Origin of the sequence: Candidatus Planktophila sp., from assembly GCA_030681675.1 — a bacterium.
Classification (GTDB): domain Bacteria; phylum Actinomycetota; class Actinomycetes; order Nanopelagicales; family Nanopelagicaceae; genus Planktophila.
In genome coordinates, this window is the sequence record JAUXRP010000040.1 from 273,660 (window position 1) to 295,334 (window position 21,675).

21 protein-coding genes are annotated in these 21,675 nt (G+C 45.0%); 15 read left to right on the forward strand and 6 right to left on the reverse strand.

Features of this window, described 5'->3' with window-relative positions:
* Window positions 1-10 precede the first annotated feature (10 nt).
* A complete protein-coding gene (locus tag Q8K48_08460) occupies window positions 11-772 on the reverse strand; it encodes a hypothetical protein (protein ID MDP1852426.1) in 762 nt (253 codons plus the stop codon).
* A 241-nt stretch (window positions 773-1,013) separates the two neighbouring features.
* Between Q8K48_08460 and Q8K48_08465 the strand changes: the two genes are divergently transcribed.
* The 11 genes from Q8K48_08465 to Q8K48_08515 all read left to right on the forward strand — a co-directional run bounded on the left by Q8K48_08465 (window position 1,014) and on the right by Q8K48_08515 (window position 11,484).
* Window positions 1,014-2,537: an ABC transporter substrate-binding protein gene (locus Q8K48_08465; protein MDP1852427.1), complete on the forward strand. Its 1,524-nt coding sequence runs from the start codon at window positions 1,014-1,016 to the stop codon at window positions 2,535-2,537.
* A 100-nt stretch (window positions 2,538-2,637) separates the two neighbouring features.
* Window positions 2,638-3,570 carry an ABC transporter permease gene (locus Q8K48_08470; GenBank protein MDP1852428.1) on the forward strand — a complete coding sequence of 311 codons (933 nt, stop codon included), beginning with the start codon at window positions 2,638-2,640 and terminating at the stop codon, window positions 3,568-3,570.
* Entirely contained in the window at window positions 3,567-4,451 is an 885-nt protein-coding gene (locus Q8K48_08475) for an ABC transporter permease (protein ID MDP1852429.1), read from the forward strand. Before Q8K48_08470 ends, Q8K48_08475 begins: the two co-directional genes overlap by 4 nt.
* On the forward strand, window positions 4,448-5,401 hold the full coding sequence (locus Q8K48_08480) for an ABC transporter ATP-binding protein (GenBank protein ID MDP1852430.1): 954 nt from the start codon (window positions 4,448-4,450) through the stop codon (window positions 5,399-5,401). Before Q8K48_08475 ends, Q8K48_08480 begins: the two co-directional genes overlap by 4 nt.
* Window positions 5,398-6,387, forward strand: a complete 990-nt coding sequence (locus tag Q8K48_08485) for an ATP-binding cassette domain-containing protein (protein ID MDP1852431.1) — start codon at window positions 5,398-5,400, stop codon at window positions 6,385-6,387. Before Q8K48_08480 ends, Q8K48_08485 begins: the two co-directional genes overlap by 4 nt.
* Window positions 6,388-6,408: 21 nt before the next feature.
* A complete protein-coding gene (locus tag Q8K48_08490) occupies window positions 6,409-7,245 on the forward strand; it encodes a DUF4437 domain-containing protein (GenBank protein ID MDP1852432.1) in 837 nt (278 codons plus the stop codon).
* Window positions 7,246-7,280: 35 nt separating this feature from the next.
* Window positions 7,281-8,354, forward strand: coding sequence for a class I SAM-dependent methyltransferase (locus Q8K48_08495; GenBank protein ID MDP1852433.1), 1,074 nt, complete (start codon window positions 7,281-7,283; stop codon window positions 8,352-8,354).
* Window positions 8,354-8,680 carry a hypothetical protein gene (locus Q8K48_08500; protein MDP1852434.1) on the forward strand — a complete coding sequence of 109 codons (327 nt, stop codon included), beginning with the start codon at window positions 8,354-8,356 and terminating at the stop codon, window positions 8,678-8,680. Before Q8K48_08495 ends, Q8K48_08500 begins: the two co-directional genes overlap by 1 nt.
* 37 nt (window positions 8,681-8,717) lie before the next feature.
* Window positions 8,718-10,079 carry an amidohydrolase family protein gene (locus Q8K48_08505; GenBank protein ID MDP1852435.1) on the forward strand — a complete coding sequence of 454 codons (1,362 nt, stop codon included), beginning with the start codon at window positions 8,718-8,720 and terminating at the stop codon, window positions 10,077-10,079.
* 32 nt (window positions 10,080-10,111) lie between these two features.
* Entirely contained in the window at window positions 10,112-10,537 is a 426-nt protein-coding gene (locus tag Q8K48_08510; GenBank protein MDP1852436.1) for a heme-binding protein, read from the forward strand.
* 107 nt (window positions 10,538-10,644) lie between these two features.
* Window positions 10,645-11,484 (forward strand): CoA ester lyase, encoded by an 840-nt coding sequence (locus Q8K48_08515; protein ID MDP1852437.1) that lies wholly within the window; start codon window positions 10,645-10,647, stop codon window positions 11,482-11,484.
* 48 nt (window positions 11,485-11,532) lie between these two features.
* Here Q8K48_08515 and Q8K48_08520 read toward each other — a convergent pair whose 3' ends face one another.
* From Q8K48_08520 to Q8K48_08535, 4 genes are read right to left on the reverse strand one after another with little or no spacing between them, the layout of a single operon-like run.
* Window positions 11,533-12,966, reverse strand: a complete 1,434-nt coding sequence (locus Q8K48_08520) for an MmgE/PrpD family protein (protein ID MDP1852438.1) — start codon at window positions 12,964-12,966, stop codon at window positions 11,533-11,535.
* Window positions 12,966-13,769 carry a cyclase family protein gene (locus Q8K48_08525; protein ID MDP1852439.1) on the reverse strand — a complete coding sequence of 268 codons (804 nt, stop codon included), beginning with the start codon at window positions 13,767-13,769 and terminating at the stop codon, window positions 12,966-12,968. Before Q8K48_08525 ends, Q8K48_08520 begins: the two co-directional genes overlap by 1 nt.
* A 4-nt stretch (window positions 13,770-13,773) precedes the next feature.
* Entirely contained in the window at window positions 13,774-15,003 is a 1,230-nt protein-coding gene (locus Q8K48_08530) for a CoA transferase (protein ID MDP1852440.1), read from the reverse strand.
* Complete coding sequence (locus Q8K48_08535; GenBank protein MDP1852441.1) at window positions 15,000-16,457, reverse strand: dihydroorotase family protein; 1,458 nt, start codon at window positions 16,455-16,457, stop codon at window positions 15,000-15,002. Before Q8K48_08535 ends, Q8K48_08530 begins: the two co-directional genes overlap by 4 nt.
* 160 nt (window positions 16,458-16,617) lie before the next feature.
* On the opposite strand from Q8K48_08535, the gene Q8K48_08540 reads away from it, so the two are divergent.
* A complete protein-coding gene (locus tag Q8K48_08540) occupies window positions 16,618-17,406 on the forward strand; it encodes an IclR family transcriptional regulator (protein ID MDP1852442.1) in 789 nt (262 codons plus the stop codon).
* Between the two features lie 189 nt (window positions 17,407-17,595).
* Here the strand turns inward: Q8K48_08540 and Q8K48_08545 are convergent, their stop codons facing one another.
* A complete protein-coding gene (locus tag Q8K48_08545; GenBank protein MDP1852443.1) occupies window positions 17,596-18,069 on the reverse strand; it encodes a GNAT family N-acetyltransferase in 474 nt (157 codons plus the stop codon).
* Window positions 18,070-18,136: 67 nt separating this feature from the next.
* Between Q8K48_08545 and murQ the strand changes: the two genes are divergently transcribed.
* From murQ to Q8K48_08560, 3 genes are all read left to right on the forward strand, one after another.
* Window positions 18,137-19,054 carry an N-acetylmuramic acid 6-phosphate etherase gene (gene murQ, locus Q8K48_08550; protein MDP1852444.1) on the forward strand — a complete coding sequence of 306 codons (918 nt, stop codon included), beginning with the start codon at window positions 18,137-18,139 and terminating at the stop codon, window positions 19,052-19,054.
* Between the two features lie 107 nt (window positions 19,055-19,161).
* Window positions 19,162-20,130 carry a MurR/RpiR family transcriptional regulator gene (locus Q8K48_08555; GenBank protein MDP1852445.1) on the forward strand — a complete coding sequence of 323 codons (969 nt, stop codon included), beginning with the start codon at window positions 19,162-19,164 and terminating at the stop codon, window positions 20,128-20,130.
* A complete protein-coding gene (locus Q8K48_08560; protein MDP1852446.1) occupies window positions 20,127-21,653 on the forward strand; it encodes an ABC transporter substrate-binding protein in 1,527 nt (508 codons plus the stop codon). The genes Q8K48_08555 and Q8K48_08560 overlap by 4 nt, the downstream gene beginning before the upstream one ends.
* Window positions 21,654-21,675 lie beyond the last annotated feature (22 nt).

Here is a 21,675-nt window from a genome sequence, read left to right on the forward strand (position 1 = left end):
AATTCTTAAATCAGTAGGGCAAAATCTCTAAAAGCGCGTGATCTGGAAGCCTTAAGATTCTTGGCTCGCTAACTGACCCACGAACAGTTACAACACTTATTCCTGGTGGCAAAGATTGGAAAAGAATTTCTCGGTTAGTAGCCTCAATTGGCAATTGGTCAATTTCAATAGCATTTCGGCCAGCTAGTTGCAGAGAACTTAATCTGTGTAAAGTTGTAAGTGGTTTCTTAAAAACCCGATTAATTACCTTAATAGCTACTTCACGATCACTTGCCCGCCGAACTTCGAAGTTAGCTTCAATTACTTCTCTAGATTTTTCTATATCAGATGCACCCAGGACACAAATAAAAATACTGCCGGATTCTTTTGAAACATCGGGTAATTCAAAGTTTGGAACTTCGCCCAAAATTTGCGTTATGTAAACAACCTCACCATTTACTCCAGCAAGTTGCGCTGCAATCAGAGGTAGGGGTTTCTCGGTTCCAGCTAGAGGAACAGCATCATTTAGGACTTTGAAACCAGCGCTAACTGCTCGCTTAACGTAACGGTGAACATCGTTGACACAAATTTCTAGTGCTGTCCAGCCAAACGTTTCCAGTGGCATTGGATTTTGATAACTTGAAGATTCGATAAATCTAACGCCGCCATTTACTCCGCTAACTTCAACCACTAGAGCACCGACCAGATTTGCCGCCTCCCATCTATTAGCTTCGTCAGCTCCTAATTGGTATTCGGCTCCCTTAATCTGCCATCCAAATGCTGAGATATACATGGACGCTGAAGTCTCCAGATTATTGGTCAGGATTGTCACAGTCTCTATCGGGCCAATTTTCACGCTTTAACCTTATAACTCACAGTTGATATTGGCTCCATAAATTTATTCCAAAATGTTATATATCTTTCCTGTTAAGTAGAAATTAATTGTGTTCTGCATAATGGAATTTCGTTGACTTTCGGAGCTGACTATAGCAAAGTACCCGCAACGGTACGTAGGTCTGACCTAAGGAGAACAAATGAGTCATAAGAAAATATTGAGCGTCACACTTTCAATTGCCATGGTGGCCTTGCTGGTTGGCGTGGGCCAGACACCTGTGAGTGCGGCCGTAAGCACTATTACTGTTGCAGTACCTGGACTTCCACCAAGCCAGGGCAATCCATTTAAAGAAGGTCCAGGAACTCCTGGTATTCACACCTACGCAGCAATCTTCGACGCGCTAACCCGTGTAGATCATAAAGGAATTGTTCGCCCACGTCTTGCCAAATATTGGAAGCTTATGGATCCAACTACTTGGCGCTTTACTTTGCGCCAAGGAGTTAAGTTCTCAAATGGTGAAGCATTTAACGCCGCTGCTGTAAAAGCAACTGTTGACTTCATCGTAAGCGCAGACGGACGCAAATTGGTTATCGGTTCAACAGAATTAATTTCATTAACTGGCGCAAATGTTGTTAACGATTATGTAATAGATCTTAAGACCAAAGATATAAATGCGACCTTACCGGCTCAATTAGCTGCTCTCTACATTGTTGCTCCAAAGGCTTGGGCTACAGCAGGTCAGGATGTATTTTCAAAAGCGCCAATCGGAACTGGTCCCTATAAGGTTGATTCAATCTCAACAACTCGAATTGAAATGAGCGCTTTCACAGATTCATGGCGCACACCTAAGGCTGACAAGCTAGTAATTATTCCGTTAGCTGATGCCGCATCACGTCTACAAGCCTTACAATCTGGTCAAGTAAATATGGTTGCAGGCATAAACCCAGATCAAATTGCTACAGCAAAGAAAACTAGGGCAAGAGTGATTTCAGTTCCAGCACCTCAAGTTATGTCATTGGCATTTAACGTAGTAGGTGGCGGTCCAGTTAAAGATGTTCGTGTTCGCCAAGCCCTTAATTACGCAGTAAATAAGGTAGCAATTGCGAACGGTCTTCTTGCTGGCAAAGGCAAAGCAGCTACTCAGGGTACAACTCCTTCAGTCTTGGGTTATAACAAGGCGGTAACTGGTTACCCATATGACCCTGCAAAGGCTAAGGAACTACTAACTGCTGCTGGCTATGAAAATGGATTAACTCTTGCAGCTGATATCACTGTTGGTTCATTCCCGTCAGATAATTTGATTTATCAATCTGTTAAGGCAGATCTTGCCAAAGTTGGCGTAACTTTGAATTACACCACTATTACTTTTGCTCAGTGGTTACCTCAATATAACGCAAATAGCTGGAAGGGTGATGCATTCGGACTTTCTTGGAACTCTGCCCCACGTGGAGATGCCTCTCGTCCGTATGCAATCTTCGTATGTAAGCCAGTTGGTGCTTTCTACTGCAACGCAGAAGAAGATGCCTTAATAAAGTCGGCTTCTATACAACTTAATGCAGCTAAGCGACTTGCGATTCTAAAGGAAGTAGCAGTTAAGGTAACTGCTAGTGCGCCTGCACTTTATATCGTTGAGCAAATCGATCTTTATGCTATTGGTAAGGGCGTGTACGGATTCTCCGCAGGAAACCGCGCTATCGCTTACGAAAATATCTACGTACGCTAATTAAGGTATTTAGAACTAACACAAAATATCGTTTTAAAGTTATAAATGCGAGCCGGGCTTTCATCCGAGAGCCCGGCTCGCATAATAGAAAGGCTAAATTTTGAAGGTTAGATTGCTAGTAGTTGGATCACGACTACTTCAGTTATTAATTCTGCTTGGGACTATCTCAACAACTCTCTTTTTATTGCTGCGCCTTTCCGGTGACCCAGCCATCTTGATGGCAGGTGAAGGAGCAAGCCCAGAGACAATCGCTGCCATTTCTGACGAATATGGTTTTGATAAATCGCTAATAGAGCAATACTTAATTTTTATTTGGGATATCGCGCGACTTGATTTTGGAAAATCTCTTGTAAATTTGCAGCCAGCTCTTGGTTTCGTACTCCAGTACCTACCTTCAACTCTAAAACTTACATTCTTGGCGGTCTTCTTTAATTCAATTATGGCTATTCCAGTAGGCGTATGGCTTGGAGCAAAGCCAACTCAGCGTCGCCGCAAGATTCTAAGCACTTTAGTGAGCGTGGCACAGGGCACGCCAGCCTATGTAATCGGACTTGTACTTATTCAAATCTTCTCAGTTTGGCTTGGTTGGCTGCCTTCGATTGCCGGTACCGGGACTTGGTCATGGGTGCTGCCGACTGCAACTCTTTCCCTTGCACTTTCACCTAACTTAATTCGAGTAGTAGCAGCAAGTATCGAAGATACAACACACCAAGATTATTTCCGAACCGCCAAAGCCAACGGTGCGTCTCCGAGAGATCTATTAATCAAGCATTCTCTACCTAATGCTCTGCTTTCAACAGCATCTTTACTTGGCGCACAATTTGCTTTCCTATTATCAGGTGCGCTTATCACCGAATATATCTTTGCTTGGCCAGGACTAGGTCTAATTTTGGTGCAGTCAATAACGAATTTGGATTTTCCTACGATCCAAGCAACTGTATTTGTAGTTGCCTATTTAGTTTTTATTGTTAATTTAGTCATGGATCAAGTCTTCAGATTAGCTGACCCAAGATTGCGCAGGAGCCAGCTATGAACCAAGAATTACAAAAACCAGTTATGCCAATTACCAGACGGAAAATTTTTAAGAGTAAGAATAAATCGCTATTAACATTGAAAATAAGTGCCATCCTTTTCATGCTCCTGTTTGTGATTGCAATCTTTCAACCCTATTTTTATCGAGTCGACCCTGCACTCTCAGATCTGACGCTGCGATTACAGTCACCGAGTCTCAAAGGAGCATGGCTTGGAACTGATGCGCTGGGCCAAGATGTTTACTCGCGTGTTATAGCTGGTTTCAGATGGTCACTCGGTATAGGAACTGTCGGAACCACGCTAGGTAGCTTTATCGGAATCTCACTTGGGGTCAGCGCGGCATGGAGTCGAAAGCATCTGCGAATTATTTTGAGCCGAGTAATTGATATTGGAATTTCGTTCCCTTATTTAATTATCGCAGTCACCATCGTTACTGTTATTGGCCGCGGTTTTTGGCCGCTAGCTCTAACTTTAGGCTTAGTTAGCTGGCCCACTATCGCTCGAATTGTTTATGCCGAGACCCTCACTTTGCGCGAACGCGAGTATGTAACAGCTGCCCGCTTATTTGGAATTGGCGGCATTCGATCTATCTTCACTCATATTCTTCCGGCGCTGCGTCCAACAATTCAGGTAGTCGCCGCATTCACCTTTGCTGAACTTCTGATAGCTGAGAGCGGCCTTTCCTTTCTCGGTTTGGGTGCGCCACTTGGTACTCCGACTTGGGGAAATATGCTCAACGAGAGTCGGTTATATATGGAAACCGCACCTTGGATGATGTTTGGTCCCGTTACTGCCATTATCATTACCATCTTTACCGCCAATCTTTTGGGCGAAGGCTTAAATGCACGTGAACACTCTAGAAGTACGCGAGTTTCGCAATGAGTAATGCCATCGAGATTAAGAATTTGGTTGTTAGTTTTCCAACTCCAGCGGGGTATTCGGCAGTCGTCCGTGGCATAAACCTAACTATTAATCCAGGCGAGCGTATTGCGATTGTGGGCGAGTCCGGTTCTGGTAAAACAATGATGGGCCTTAGCATGTTAGGCATTCAGCCATCGGCGGCTAAAGTTGAAGGTGAAATACTAATTGGGGATACTAATATGGTTACCGCACCAGATACTGTGGCGCGAAAATTGCGCGGAAATTACATCTCCATGGTCTTCCAGGAGCCACTCACATCGCTAAACCCAGTTCGCACTATTTCAAGTCAGCTTTCTGAATCTGTCAGACGTCACAATCAGATTAGTAAGAAAGAAGCCAGAGCTAGAGTTCTAGATGTCTTAACTGCAGTTGGAATTCCGGCACCGAAAGAGCGAATGAAGTCATATCCGCATCAACTATCAGGTGGATTAAGACAGCGCGTAATGATCGCGTTAGCATTGATCAATAAGCCTCAATTAGTTGTTGCTGATGAGCCGACCACCGCCCTTGACGCCACGATTCAGGCTCAAATATTGGACTTATTGCGCAGCGGAATGGGTGATGCAGCCTTGATGCTTATTACTCACGATTTAGCTGTTGCAGCTGATGTTTGTAATCGTATTGTGGTTATGTACGCTGGAAATATCGTTGAACAAGGCCCAGTTTCAGAAATTCTAAGTAATCCTAAGCATCCATATACACGTGGTTTGTTATCTGCAATCCCTAAGTTTGATCAGGCGAGACCAGCGCTTAACCCAATTCCGGGATCTCCGCCAACCATCTCCGAAGTTGTGCCTGGCTGTCGCTTTGCATCTCGCTGTTCCTTTGCAGACGCGGAATGCAACGCAGCAGAGCCTACCTTTATCGACAACATTGCTTGCTTTCACCCAGTGACAGGAACGACTAAATGAGCTCAGCTAAGAGACTTATAGATGCGGTAGATCTTTCGGTAACTTTTAGAGTTCCAGCCGGTTCACTTCGCGCAGTCGATAAAGTTTCATTTTATGTAAATGCAGGTGAGACAGTTGCGATCGTCGGTGAATCTGGTTCCGGTAAAACTACCTTAGCGCTTTCCCTCATGCGAGCTTATGCACCAACTTCAGGGCAAATATTCTTTGAAGAGCAAGAGATAACTAATTTATCTGAAAAAGCACTAAAGGATTTTCGCAAGAAAGTGCAGATGGTGTTTCAAGATCCATACTCAAGTTTGGATCCACGCATGACAGTTTCGCAGGTAATAAGCGAACCACTACGTGCGCACTTTAAGTTAAGCGCTAAAGAGCGAGATGAAAAAGCTGGTGAATCACTTAGGGCTGTTGGGCTAAGTGCAGATTTCTTAAACCGTCGGGCTAGCCAATTTTCAGGTGGTCAACGCCAAAGAATCGCAATTGCCCGTGCGCTAACTTTAGATCCCAAAGTATTGGTTGCCGATGAACCAGTTTCTGCTCTAGATGTATCGACACAAGCCCAGATAGTTAATCTCCTGCAAAGTATTCAAGAAGAGCGCGATATCTCTTATATTTTAGTTTCACATGATCTACGCCTTGTTTATCACTTAGCCACGCGAGTTGTAGTTATGTACTTAGGCAAAGTTGTCGAAGAAGGCGCCTGCGACGATGTTGTAGCAAACCCTCAGCATCCATATACCGCTGCCTTGCTCTCGGCAGTGCCTGCTCTTGATGAGGCATCTCGCCGCGACCGCATTGTTTTAAATGGTGCACCTCCATCTCCGATAGCACGGCCAACAGGTTGCTCGTTCCACCCACGGTGCCCAATCGCCAGACTAGAATGCAGTTCTAATACTCCAGATTTACAAATTTTGCCGAATGGTCGCAAAGTTGCCTGTTTCTATCCAGGTGAGTTGCAACCAAATATCAGTTTCATCTCATCAAAATAACTGAGTACTTAGGAGAAACAAATGGGCAGACCGTTTATTGAGTTCATACAATCTCAACAACTACCATGGCTTGAAAAAGCATATGTAACCAAGGTTCGTCCAGGAATTTTGATTCGTGAGTTGAGTTTGGATATCGAAAGTGGTGGTTGTTCGCTACTCCTTAAATATCCCGAGGGTTATAAATATTCTGATAGCCACTATTTAAGTGCAGATGAAGAATTCTTTGTAATCGATGGCGAAATAACTATTGATGGCCAAAAGTACGCTCGTTATAACTATGGCCACTTTCCAAGGGGATATCACACAAAAGAAATTTCAAGCAATGGTGCCATAGTCCTGACATTTTTTAGCGTTGCTCCAATTGCAATCACCGCTGATTCAAATAGCCCAGACCTTGAGGTAGAGCGAGTAATCAAACATATCGATGCACTTACAGGCGAATGGGGCGGAAACTTCAATCCTGATTTCCCACCTGGCGCCGGTCGCAAATGGATGCGCCGTGATCCGGTAACTCAAGATGAAACTTGGGTACTTGGAACTATGCCGCTGCGATATGGAATGCGTTCTGAGAAACACCCAGTTGTTGAGGAGGCATACCTACTATCAGGTGAGTTAGTTGGCCACTTAGGCACAATGACTCCTGGAGCCTATTTCTGGCGCCCACCTGAGGAACCACATGGCCCTTTTGGATCAATGACCGGCAATCTTTATTTATTTAGAACGGTAGGCGGTCCACTTAGCACTATTTACGAACCAGATTCAAGAGAGTTCAATTGGAAGCCTAAGTATGATCCAATCTTGCCTACCGAAATGGCTTTACTGCCAGCATTTGATGGGTGTGCTTGTCAGGCTTATTAAGTTTTAGAAATTGGATAGAGAGAAGAGGAAAAGATATGCGCGATATAGAAGAGATGTTGACTCTAGATGAACGAGCCAGCGCTGACTTCATTCTTTCTCTAAGAAAGCAATGGTCGGCAACAGTATATCCAGCCTTCGTCAATGAGTTTAAGAACTCTGGTGAAAAAATTTCCTCGCCTCAAGAGGGCGAAATTAAAATGAAGAATATGTCACTTTATTCTTGGTTTAGCCATCTCGAGCGGATTGGCCAGAAAATGATGTGGCGGTTAGGTAGTGATGTAGTTTTCCGTTGTAGCGATGAACTACTTGCGCAATTAAATGCAGCACCCGTAGTAGGCAAAGGTTCGCTTAAATTGGATCCGGAACTTAATCTACCTAACTGGTACACCGAAACTGATATTCACATGCAGCCGGGTAGTTTCTATTCAAATGATTTATCGGGTTATGTCTACCAATTCGGAGCCCGAATCGTAATGTTGCGTGATAACGATGGCTATAAGTTCCATAAGTTATTTGCTAACACTGCGCTTCCAGATCTTCCAGAAAATGCTCGTATAGTAGATATCGCCTGCGGTTTTGGTAAGAGTACGCGGCCATTAGTTCATCGATATCCAGGTGCTGAGGTAATCGGTGTTGACTTAGCTGCACCAGGTTTGAAATTGGCTCATGCTGAAGCCGAAGCCGAAGGTCTACCAATTCACTACCGCCAGGAGGATGGCCGTAAAGTTGGGCTGCCTGATGCTTCAGTCGACTTAGTTACCGGTACCATGATTCTCCATGAGATGCCACAAACTGCAATCATTGAAGCTATCGGCGAAGCTGCCCGATTATTAAAGCCTGGTGGCGTAATACGATTCCTCGAATTCCAACCAACTGGCGATCCAGTGCGAGATGCCACTGTATACGAGCATGCCGAACGCAATAACGAACCATATTTCCGCGCATTATTTGCAACTGACTTGGTTAAAGAATGTGAAAAGTTTGGTTTGAAAGATGTCAAATGGGTTGCCTTTGATGAACGCGCTGATGGTTTGCGTCCACAAGGTTGGCCAGAACGATCTGACTGGCACTTCCCATGGTGCGTTCTACAAGCAACGAAGGTGGCCTAATGTCTAAAGAATTTGATTTCTTCGGTAACCCTCAAGTTTCTAAGTTATTCGATTTAATTCTTCAACTGGGCATGGATTTACATGTTGCTAATACTCGAATTAGAGCACTTGAAATGCAGCTCGTTCGCAACGGCGAACTTAAGCCAGGCGATATTGATTTGTTCAAACCAACTGATTCTGAAAAATTAGTTCTTGATAAGACTCGCGATGAGTTTATGGATCGCATAATGCGAATTATCACCGAGGTCGGCCCATCAGAATATCCATTGCGCGAACAATGGGATGAAGCTATTGCAAAACGTGAGGCTGCCCAGAAAAACTCCTAGTTTTAGAGTCAATTAAGTGAATTTCGAGAGGCATATCATGACTAATAGCAATGCGCAGTTAATTTATGCCGCGGCTGTTATAACCATGAATGATGCCGGTGATATTTACTCTCCGGGTTTTCTGCGCATTAAAGATAACCTGATCACCGAAGTTGGCCCGGGTAGGCCAGAATTGCAGAACGGTGAAACCCTGCTCGATTTTGCAGATGACATCTTGTTACCTTCATTTGTAAATACTCATCATCACATTGCCAGCTCACTGCTTCAAGGAACAGAACCAAAACGTAAGATGGCCGTTGGCACGGTTAGCGAGGGGGCTTGGCTAAAATTGTCAGTTGGCTTTGATCGTGATCAATGTGAGGCTGGAGCTTCGCTTGGATACTTGCAATTATTGGAAAGTGGCATAACCACCACAACTGATTCACAATCGACCTGGAAAGGTCTCTCGAAACTAGATGGCTCCATTTCTGCTGCGGTTAAATCAGGTCTTCGCGTAATTTTCTGCGCGGCTTTTGTCAATAAGACCGAACTAGTCCCAAGTGAGTATCAATTAACGGTTTCCGAGTCTGTCGCAGAATTAGCGCGCTTACGCGCTACTTATCAAAATGAACGTGTAACGATTGAGCCTGAGCCGCTCTCGTTGCCTCGCGTCACAGATAAATTGATAAAAGCACTCCATGCTGAGCGCAACTATTTAATGGCTATGCATCTGACTTACTCAGAGGAATTCGATCAATGGGCTCGCAAGGAATTCGGATATCCGGCTCTAGTTCATTTAGACAAACTTGGCGTACTCGATGATAAGTCATTACTTGCGCACCCAGTCCACTTCGATGATGAAGAAGTTGAATTAGTTATCCAAAGTGGAGCATCTGCTGCATATTGCGCAGTTAGCAATATGCATATGGGCTTAGTGGTTCCGGACTTACGTAGATATAGCGAGAAAGGAATTGCCGTCGGTCTTGGTTTAGATCATCCAAATGGTTCCCATGATTTCTTTGAAACGATGAAAACTACAGTTTTAGCGCAACGAAGTCTCAACCGCGACCAAGAATCTTTCACGCCGCTTAGAGCCTTAGAGATGGCCACGCGAGATGGTGCTAAGGCTTTAAAGTTATTTGACCAAATTGGTTCTCTTGAAAAGGGCAAAAGAGCAGATTTACTAGTAATTGATGGCAACTCGCCTGAGCTGCAGCCACCTGCCGGCCTAATTTCTCAAGTTGTAATGGCAGCTAAATCCAAATGTGTTAAGCACGTTGCAATGGATGGCAAGTGGTATATATTCGATTACAAACATCAAAGCATGAATCCGCAGGAAATCTTCGCTAACGCCCGTGAAGTTCAGAAGCGACTACTTGAATCGGCCGGAATTTATTATGGAGTTCGCGGTGCTCGTTAAATTAATTAACCTAGAAGCAGGGGAGTATCGCAATGAGTGCACATATTCATAAACCAGAGCTTTCGCAACAAGTTGTTTTAGCCGGTATTAATTTCGCAAAAGAACTTGGCTTAGAGATGACCGTGGCTTTGGTCGATGCCAGTGGAAATCTGGTCTCATTCGCTCGAACTGAGCGCGCTTCGATGGCAGCGATTGAGTCGGTTGCAGCAAAAGCTCGCACTGCTATCTGGTTTGGCAGACCAACTGCGAAAACGGTTGAAGCTGCTGAAAAGAGGCCAGTTGTTTATACGAGCATTATGGGAACAAGTCCCAATAAATTGGTTCTCTCCATGGGCGGCGAGTTGCTCTATCTAGATGGTGAAATTGTTGGCGCAATTGCAAGTGCAGGCGCCTCAGGGGTAGAAGATATTCAAGTTTCTCAAAAATGTGTTGAAATTTGGAAATCGCTAAATAGCTAACTCTTCTATTTGAATATGTTATTGTGTTTCTATGCACAAAGAACTATTCATATCCTAGATATGTCCACTTCTAAATCACTGTTTAGTGGAAGGACACGAATCGGATAATGAGCGCACGTAGCCATCTATATGTGCCTGCCAATGATTTAGAGCGATTAACTAAAGCCCTTGGCCGTGGTGCGGATGCGCTAATTGTTGACCTCGAAGATGGTGTCTCGCCAACCGATAAAGGTACCGCTCGCGAAAACCTAACTTCTTTTCTCAATGATCTCGATTCTTCGGTAGAGATTTGGGTGCGCGTCAATCCAGAAAAAGGTGTCCTCGAGTCTGATTTAGCGGCTGCAGTTCACCAGAATTGTTGTGGAATTGTTTTAGCTAAAGCATCAACTTTGGCAGAAATTGAAAGCCTAAATTCAATTCTAACTGGGCTCGAAAGCTCTCGTGGCATTTCTAAGCCGCTGGAAGTTTCTGCATTAATCGAATCGGCAGCTGGCGTTTTCAATGCGCAAGCGATCGCAACTGGCCCACGTGTAACTCGCTTGCAATTGGGCGAAGCTGATTTACGCGCTGATTTACGCGTTTCCGACGCTGCTGGTGAAACCACCACACAATTCGCTCGCAGCATGGCAGTATTCGCGAGTGCTGCAGCAGGAATTAATCCACCAGTTGCTGCGGTATCGACTAACTTTAAAGATCTAGTTGCTTATCGCAAGAGCTCGCAAGATTTTAAAAAGTGGGGTTACTTCGGTCGTGCATGTATTCACCCAGCACAGATTGAAATTGCTAACGAGGTATTTACACCTAATGCTGAAGAACTTGCTGCGGCACAAGATATTCTCGATCGCCTAGCTGCGGCAGGAGGTGGTGTTGCACTCGATGCCAAAGGCCGCATGATTGATGAAGCGATTGCCAAAATTGCTCGTCGTACCTTAGTTACAGGAAAGTAGATAAACGTCTTAGATTTTCTAATGCAGCAAACTTTAAATACCTTCTGTTTATATGTTCTTAGTTGATAAGAGTTTCATTAATGAGGCTAGGTCACCTTGGTTTTCAAAATTCACAAATTTGGAGACTTGCGCAATTGAATCAGTGGTCAAGTAACGCGAAGCATTTAAATTAAATTTCTGCATAATCTGCGCTTTGGTAAGTGGCGCTTCTTTACTTCCTAAACTGGCATCTACTCGGTGGGAATGAGTTTTGCCATCTTTAGTTTTAACAGTCAGCACTGCGGCGAAGGCATTTGGGAAAATTTGTGTAGCTCGATCATCAGCAACGACAGTTACTTTTGCTGCCAGTTCTAACCGCTCTGGTTGATCCCAATTGCTTTCCGAGAAATCATCGAGGTAGATACCTAACCCACCACCACCGAGAAATGCTGTTGCTATCGTGTATGGCGCAGAAAATTTTCCGTGATAACCAGATTTAGGATGAATTTTTTCTTCTCGAGGTTCGCCAATGGTGCGAATCACAGGCGCTGCAACTCCTAGCTCAATATTTTCCACATCCGATGCTTTGATGCCTTGCGCCCGAAGCGCCAAAGCGCAATCAATACCTGGGTGAGTGAAATGGTTAGTTGGGTATGGTTTGTAGGCAGTCTTTAAGAGTTCCCAACGATCGCCTAAGCCATCTAACAGTGCGTTGGCATTGTATTGACCATCTAAATATGCATTGAAAAATCCAAAGCGACCCTCAAGAATAGTTGGTGGACCAGTAATACCTTCGCGTGCCATGCTTGCGGCGACTACGCCACCGTGAGCTGCCCATCCGCAGTGAACTCGCTTTACCGTGCCGCCAGTGCGATTAGCCTCAATGATTCCGGCACCCATACTTGCTGCGATTCCCATGGCATCAGCGATTTTCGCTTCTTCAAGACCATACAAAATCGCAGCAGTTACTGAGGCACCGATGGTTCCACAGATCGAAGTAGCATGGAATCCTTTTTCGAAGAAGATTGAATTGCCGGCACTTGGAATGTATGACGCCATGCCAAGACGGTTGGTAATTTCGATACCGATAGCAACTGATCGCAGAATTTGATCAGGCGACGCACCAACCTCTTCGGCAACTGCCAATGCGGTCGGAACTATCGAAGCCGAAGGATGTAGAACCGAAGGCAAGTGAGTGTCATCAAAATCGAGAATATGGGCCAAGGTGCCATTGACTAACGCCGCACTTGCAGATGGCAACTTTAATTGTGAGCCAATTACACTCGAAGTTGGATTTCCGCCCCATACCGCTACGACTCGTTCGACAGCGCGATCAGGGTCTGTTTCATGGATCGATTCCGCGCGGCCAGCCAAACTATTTCCAAGTACATCAAGAATTCGTTCGCAGGCATCAGCGGTAATTTCAGATGAGAGAACTTTGGTATTTGCAGCGAACTCAGCCAGAAGCTGAACGCTAGTTTTTTCGCTGCTCGTAAGATTCATTAAACCAATACAGCCAATGGGCGAGTGGGTGATCCGGTAGCACCTTGCAAATTAAGTGGTGCCAGAATAAAGAGAAATTCTGAAGCGCCGCTTTCAGCCAGCTCAGTTAGCTTCATGGTTTCAATAATATGAATTGCGGACTCCACTAAAAAGACGCGGTGAACAGGTAGTTCACGGTGACCAGCACCAGCTGGAATATGTTCGAAGGCAATTGTTTCGCCACCGCATGCACTTGGCTTCTTTGCAGCTAACCATTTAGCAGCAGCTTGGCCAATTCCAGGAGTACCAAGTGTTTGGCCTTGGAAAAGTTCTTTCTCGCCCCAGTTCTTTGCCCAGCCAGTTCCAATTAATACAACGTCACCCTCGTTTACTTCAACTCCCCCTAATTTCTGCGCGGCTTCAAGGTCGGCAATTGTGACTTCGTAATCTGGGCCGAGAACCTCTTTATTTAAGGCCTTTGCCACGTTTAGAAAAACGCCACGGCATAAAAATGGTTTTACCGATTCGATTCCGTGCTTGCTAAACCCCATATGGTTCATTACCGATTGCGCATCTATACCGCCGAATAGTTTTCCTTGGAATGAGACATGTGCAAGTGCATCAATATGAGTACCAACATGTGCACCAGTAACAATAATTTCATTTGAAGCAGAACCACCAGCTGTAGAAACTACATCGCCATGTCGTCGGTCAAGCACCATGCGAAACGGAGTGTGATTAGGGGATTGCGGCATGCCACGAAACATTGGCTGTGAAAGATCAATAACTCGAGCATCTTTTAGCTGATCCCAGATTTTGGTCATAGCGTCACTTTCCCTTGGCTGATTCGGCTTGCGAGATGATTCCCACGGCTTCGAGTTCGGCAATTTTACTTTCTGACAGACCTATCGTTTCTGCCAGAATTTCATAGGTATCTTGTCCTTTAGCGCGACCTGTCCAGTTAATTGCACCTGGCGTTTCACTTAAGCGATAAAGAACATTTTGCATTTTTACTGGTCCTAATTGCGGGTCTTCAACGGTAGTGATCGTGTTGAGGGCTTGGAATTGTTTGTCGGCCATGATGTCCCGAATATCGTAAATTTGAGCAACCGCTGCTTCAGCTTCTTCGAAAGCGCAAACAACTTCAGCAGTATCTCGTTCAGCAATCCAGGAGGAAACATAGCCATCGAGTAAGTCGGCATGCTTGGCACGTTCGCCACCGGAAGCAAACCATGGTTCGGAGATAACTTCAGGATGACCAACTAAGTGCATTACTCGTTCCGCAATCGACTGAGCCGATGTCGAGATGGCTACCCATTTAGCATCTTTAGTTCTATAAGTATTGCGAGGGGCATTATTTACCGAACGATTTCCAGAACGTGGCTGCACGATTCCGAGTTGATCATAAACAGTTGGTTGAGGTCCTAAAATCGCCAAGATCGGCTCGATAATTGCCAAATCAATTACTTGGCCTTTTCCGAAAGCTTCACTAAGTGGGTTCTGCTGCGCTGCCAAAGCAGTTAAAACTGCCTGCGAGGTAGCTAATGCAGCTATGCCATCGGCTAAACCAAATGGTGGCAAAGTCGGTGGCCCACCTACTTCGCCAGTCATTGCGGCGAAGCCGCTCATCGATTCCGCCAAAGTTCCAAAGCCGGCACGATTTGAGTAAGGACCAAACTGACCGAAACCAGTTACGCGAGCAATAATAATTTTCGGATTGATCGCTAATAAAACTTCTGGGCCAATTCCCCAACGCTCTAACGTGCCTGGGCGGAAATTTTCAATGAAGACATCGGATTTCTTAATTAACTCTTTTAATACTTCGCTACCAGCTGGCTTTCCTAAATCAAGTGCAAGGGTTTTCTTATTACGTGCCAACATGGTCCACCAAAGCGGTACGCCATCTTTTGAGTGTCCGTGCAAACGAACTGGATCACCTTTAGTCGGATGTTCAATCTTGATCACTTCAGCGCCAAAATCTGCCAACATGGTGGCAGCCATCGGCCCCGCAAATAGAGTTGCGGCATCAAGTACGCGAATTCCTTTTAATGCGCTCAAGCTCGGAACTGATATTTTCCAACGGCCGCATCAACAATCTTGCCATTCTCTAGAACGTGATTGCCGCGCACAAATGTGTCGGTAACTTTGGCAGTTAAAGTGAAACCTTCGAACGGTGTGTATTCCTGCGTCGATTCTGAATCAGTAGCGCGCACTGTGTAATTGACATTCTCATCAACGAGAGCGATGTCGGCTGCAAAACCTACCGCTAACGAACCTTTGTTCTTTAAGCCATAACGTTGGGCAGGTGCATATGAAGTTAACTTGGCGATTTCTGGTCGAGTTAAACCGCGCTTTAGACCTTCCGTAACCATTCCTGGCAATAGATATTCAGCGCCACCGAAACCAGATTTTGCCAAGAAGACATCTTCTTTGGGATTTCCAAACTTAAGTTCTTCTTTGCAGCAAGCGTGATCGCTAACCACCCAGTCGAGTTCGCCCGCTTTGAGGTGGCCCCAAAGTGATTCCACATCAGCGCGCGGACGAAGTGGTGGATTTACCTTGCCCCCAACACCTTTGGAGTTCTCGATGTCGGCGAGCAAGTGTCCTACAGTGACTTCGCGACGGAAATTGATATGCGGGAAAGTCTTCTGCATCATGAGCGCAGCCTCTACCGCTTTGCGCGATGATAAGTGCAGCAAATTTATATTTGGAAGTTGAGTTTCATATGCCAAATACGAAGCGATTGTGATTGCCAAACCTTCTGAATGTGGCGGGCGTGATTGGTGATATGCCTCAAGCCCGCTGTATTTACCCTCTTCTTCAACTATCTTGGTATACGCGTTCATGATTTCTGCAGTCTCGCAATGCAAACCGAGTGAGATTGCATCAGCCTTGTCGCCAAATTTTTCGCGCGCTGATTGAATTCCACGCATTACAAATTCAAAGTGGGCAATATCGTAACGCTCATCTGGGGGAGTCATCAAGAATGAACTCTGATCATTTGAGCGACCATGTAAACCATGGCTACCGTAGAACATAAAGATCTTGAACGAGCTCACACCGAATTGCGAAATGATTTCGGGAATTTCTGAGATGTGCTGCTTGGTCATTGGAGCTAAATGGAAACCGTAATCAATGTGTGCACGATTTTCACTAAGCGCTAACACCTCAGGGAAGAAGTCTAAATAACTGCCACCTTTATTTAAGTAATACTGGCCGGTGCGCATATACGTAATCGCGGTGGTGACGCCGCCTTGGGCAGATGCTTTACTTTCAGTTACGGTGTCTTGGTCGAGAGGGTTATAGATACCCCAATGCTGGTGGCTATCAATTGCTCCCGGGTATGCCACGCGCCCGGTGCCATCAACAACCTTCTTAGAGTTGCTTTCATCTAGCCCGGAACCGATCGCCGTGACGATGCCATCGGTAACAGCAATTTCTTGTGGCGTAGCAGATTCGCCATCGTGATTTACCACTTTTACATTTTTAATCAGTAAGTCGTATGTCGCCATCGCCGCACCTTTCACAAAAACCGAGTGTTCCACCTAGTGAAACTCTATTCCATTACAATACCTGAAATGTGGTGCATCAACAAGTGTTTCCTCTTCACAATTCAATTTTATGGTGTTACGCTCTGCGGAACGAGATTCCATTTTGGGAAAGGCACGATCAATGGTTTCTAAAAGTAAATCACAGCGTATTGCGACTGTAGAACGCGCAGCCGATGTGTTATTGCTTTTTTCACAATGCGGTGAATCAGATTTAGGCGTCACTGAAATTGCCCTTAACCTCGGAATATCAAAAGCAGCAGTTCATAGAATCTTGGCCTCTCTTAGGAGTAGGGGTTTTGTTGATTTAATTGAAGATACAAGACGGTACGCGTTAGGAACATCCTCGTTGGCGCTTGGTCTTACTTGTTTATCTCAACTCGATATACGTTCAATTGCTGCGCCCGAGTTAGCAGCTTTGTCTCGGGCAACTCAAGAAACTGCAACACTTTCTATTCGATCTGGATTTGAGAGGTTGTATGTCGATCAGGTTATTCCTAACCGAGAGATTGTAATGTCTGTTGCAATGGGGATAACTTATCCTCTTCATGCCGGAAGCTCATCGAAAGCTTTCTTAGCATGGATGCCCGAAACGGAAATCTTGCAATATTTGAAGCGGAAACTGAAGCCTTTAACACCTGCGACTCCAACCGACCCTTCTAAGATTATTAATGAACTGCGTCAGATTCGTACTCGAGGATTTTCACAATCAGTTGGCGAACGTCAGGTAGGCTCCGCATCTGTTGCCGCACCTATTTTTGACCGTTCAGGTCAACCAGTTGCAGTAATTAGCATTTGTGGCCCTGCAGATCGATTTAAGTCCGAACTTCCCCAATGCGTACCCCTACTTCTTGATTCGGCAGCACGTATATCTAAACGCATGGGTTATTTGCCAAAGAAAAAGCAAATATAAGAGCTTGCAAATAGAAGGCTTAAACTTTGGTCGAAATTCAAGGTGGTGCCCATCGATTTGCGATATTAAAGCGATATGCCCAGACCCGCCCGTAAGATTGGGGCGATAAGATTAGTTGCGCGCGCCGGGAATAAGTGCAGATTGGCAAGCGCTGGATATTTTGAACATAGATAGAAATTGACTTGGTGATTAAGAGTTAACGGCTAACTTCTTGAGTGCATCTCCACTAACTCGGAATACGGTCCACGCATCCATGGGCACAGCTCCAAGGGATTTGTAGAACTCAATTGCAGGCTGGTTCCAATCAAGGACCCACCACTGTAATCGCTCGTAATTTCGTTCGACACATATCTTTGCGAGTTCTTTTAATAGTGTTAGACCAAAACCTTTTCCGCGATAAGCGGGATCTATGTAGAGATCTTCAAGGTAAATTCCGGGCTTACCGAGCCAGGTTGAATAATTAAGAAACCAGATTGAAATTCCAACTACTAGTCCGTCGACTTCGACCACATGGCAATAGGCATGCGGGTTAGGCGAAAAGAGAGATTCTTCTATCGCTTCGAGCGTAGCTTTGGCCTCTAACGGTGCTTTTTCATACTCGGCAAGATCCTTTATAAGCGCAAGAATGCGGGGGGAATCCTCTTTACGAGCAAATCGAATCACGAATTAAGTGTAGAGGAATGCGCCGTTGCTAGATAGTTTTGAATATCTACTCTATTCTTCTGGAACTATGACAAATGCTAACAACGAGCATGAGATAGGTTTACTAAGAACCGAGCAAGTTGATTCTAAATTTAACATGCTCGACGTCATGACAGTCTCAGAGTTATTACTTGCCATGAATGAGAGTGATGCCGAAGTTCCTAAAGCCATAAGTTTAGTTCTTCCTAAAATTGAAAAAGCGATTGATGGTATCGTGGATCGAATGCTTCAAGGGGGCCGACTTATATATATCGGCGCGGGAACATCGGGGCGTTTAGGTATTTTAGATGCAGCCGAATGCGGACCAACATTTTCCGTTACATCGGATCAAGTTTTAGCATTGATAGCTGGGGGTGACAGCGCAATTAAGAATGCCGCTGAAGGTGCTGAGGACCAGCCTGAACTAGGTGTGAAGGATTTGAAATCTGTACATGTTGGACAACTTGATTGTGTTGTTGGAATTGCGGCAAGCGGTCGAACGCCATATGTAATGGGGGCAATTGAATATGCGCGCAGAGTCGGGGCGCTAACAATCGCTTTAACTTCTAATCCCAATTCACAGCTCGGCAAGATTAGTGATCACGCCTTGGACATCGACTCTGGCCCCGAACTTCTTGCAGGCTCGACTCGGCTTAAATCAGGAACTGCGCAAAAACTTGTCCTCAATATGATTTCAACCGTTTCAATGGTCCGCCTTGGCAAGACCTTTGGAAATCTGATGGTCGACTTGCAAGTAAGCAATGGAAAACTGGCAGATCGTGCCGTACGAATAATACAAACTGCTACTGGTTCGACAAAAATTGAAGCGAGTGAGGCGTTAAAAGCTTCGGGGCATGAGGTGAAAGTGGCGATTCTCATGCTGCTTCTGCATGTTGAGCCTGAAATCGCGCGCGAGCGCTTACAGGCATCATCAAATCGGATCCGAGAAGCACTCACCGATCGTTAGATAACGGCGATTCGTTACCAAAATAGGCTTGACGTGTCGGGATTTCGGCGATAATTTTCACCAATCACAATATTTCTTGAAGGTTATTTTCATGAGGGGGTAAGCAATTGGCAGTTTCGCTAAAGAGCCCCTCAACGAATAGTACTTCCTATAGCGACCTATTAGGTGAAATCAAAAGCTCATTTAAATCCTTCCATGCCAGCGAAGCATCAATTGCAAACTGTGTACTTCGAGATCCGCACGGTGTTTCACTTCTAAATATTTCACAACTAGCTGACTTCAGTAAAACATCAGTTGCATCGGTTGTTCGCTTCAGTAAAGCAATTGGTTATAAGGGATTCCCGGAGTTTCGAAGGGCTCTGATTAGCGAAGTAAGTCGTAATGGTTTAGACACTCAAAATATCTCTGAGCTTGATAGCGGTATCGAACTTGAAGATTCAATAGAAGAAGTAATAAGAAAAATTGCCCTTGCCGATTCTCGAGCAATTCAAACCACTGCTGAACGATTAGATATTAACTCATTTATGAGAACAGTTGATGCTTGGAATAGCGCGCAAACGATTGGAATATTTGGGCTTGCTTCCAGTGGTTATGTAGCAATGGATTTACAGTTGAAGTTGAACAGGCAGGGTAAATCTACAACTGCATGGAGTGATGCACACACTGCTTTAACTTCGGTATCACTTCTTAAAGCCGGTGACTGTCTAGTTGCTATTAGTCATAGCGGTACGACAATAGATGTCGTTGATGTTATGCAAGCATTCAAGTCGCGTGGAATTTCGATAATTTTAATTACAAATGCTCTAAGAAGTACTGCAACAGCTCTTGCAGATATTGTTTTACATACATCGGCACGGGAAACCACCTTCCGTTCTGGAGCAACGGCTAGCCGTATTGCTCAACTAACGGTGGTTGATTGTCTCTGTGTCGCTTTGGCACAGAGAAACTGGAGCGGCACCAAGTCAGCTCTTGAAGAATCTAGAGCAGCGGTGGGTAGTCGCTCTGGAGCAAAAGTGAGTGCAGACGAGGGTATGCGCTCGCAACCATCAAATCGCAAACGAGGAGGAAATAAGTGAAAATCTCACAACGCCGCATCCGCGGATTGGTGGCGATTGCTGCATCAGTATCCATAATTTCTGGGTCACTCATTGCAGCAGGACCAGCACAAGCGGCTAGCAAAGATTTAAATATCGGGTTAACGCTTGATATTGATAAGTTAGATCCACAGGTAGCAACTAGCTTTGCAACTGTTCGCGCACTAGGTCTTGTCTACGGCTCACTAGTCGAAGTAGGACCAAAATTAGATATTCGATCAGGTCTTGCCCGCTCATGGGGATTCAATGCAGAGGGAACGCAGTTACGTCTTCACCTTCGCAAAGGTGTTAAGTTTCAAGATGGATCAGCCTTTGATGCATTAGATGTAAAAGCATCTCTTGAGCGAATTCTTGATCCTGCTACGAAAGCGGCAGCACGTGCAAATATATTGACAATTAAATCGATTCGCGCTTCAGGATATGAAGTCACGCTTGAGCTAACAATTCCTAACGTGGCTATTTTAGCTGCGCTAGATGGAGTTAACATGGCCATGCTTTCGAGCGATGATATAAAAGAGGGTAATGTTGGTAAAACTGTAAACGGAACTGGTCCCTTTAAATATGTTTCCTGGGAGCCTGGTCAAAGTGTCAAACTTGCAGCCAACACAACCTATTGGGGCGGAAAGCCAAAGTTAGATACAATTACATTCCGCGTGATCCCAACAGAAGCTTCAATTATCTCTGCGCTTAATGCAGGAACAATTCAGTTCTCTGTGATTACAAGTCCACTTGTTGCAAAGCAGGCAGGATCAAACCTAAAAGTCTATAAGACTCCAGGTTTGGCATATGTTGCACTCCAACTTAATGCGAAAGTAGCTCCATTCGACAAGCTCGGCGTTCGCCTTGCTATTCAATGCGCAGTGAGCCGAGCTGAAGTTGTGAAAACGGCTTCATCAGGTGAAGGTGCCGTGATTGGGCCAATTACAAGTCCTGCTTATGCATCGAATCCAAAATCTCGCCCATGTCCAAACGTTGATTTAGTTAAGGCCAAGCAGTACTTGACCGATGCTGGATATCCAAATGGATTAACGTTCAAAACAATGGTTGCACCAACTCAGTTTGCTACTGCTTCAGGCACAGCTCAAAGCTTGAAATCTCAGCTAGCTAAAGCTGGAATCACAATGGAGATTGATGCAGTAGATGATTCGACCTTTATTTCTCGCTGGTTAGCTGGAAACTTTGGATCATCTGTTGCAAACAATGGTGGTCGTATCGATCCAGACACGATGTACACCCGCTACTTCACATCAACAGGTAACCTTAATAAGGTTGCTGGATATTCATCTGCGACACTCGATGCTAACTTTGCTAAAGGTAAATCATCGGGCAGCGACTCAGACCGAAAAGCTGCTTATACGGCTATTTCAAATGAGTTGGAAGATAACGCTGTATGGATTTGGCTGTTTTCACCATACGAATACCGCGTAGCTACTAAGAATGTAACGGGATTCATCCCGCTTGCAACAGGTTCATTAATTGAACTACGTAAGGTAGACCTCAAGTAAGTACATGAGGGCGGTGTGTGGA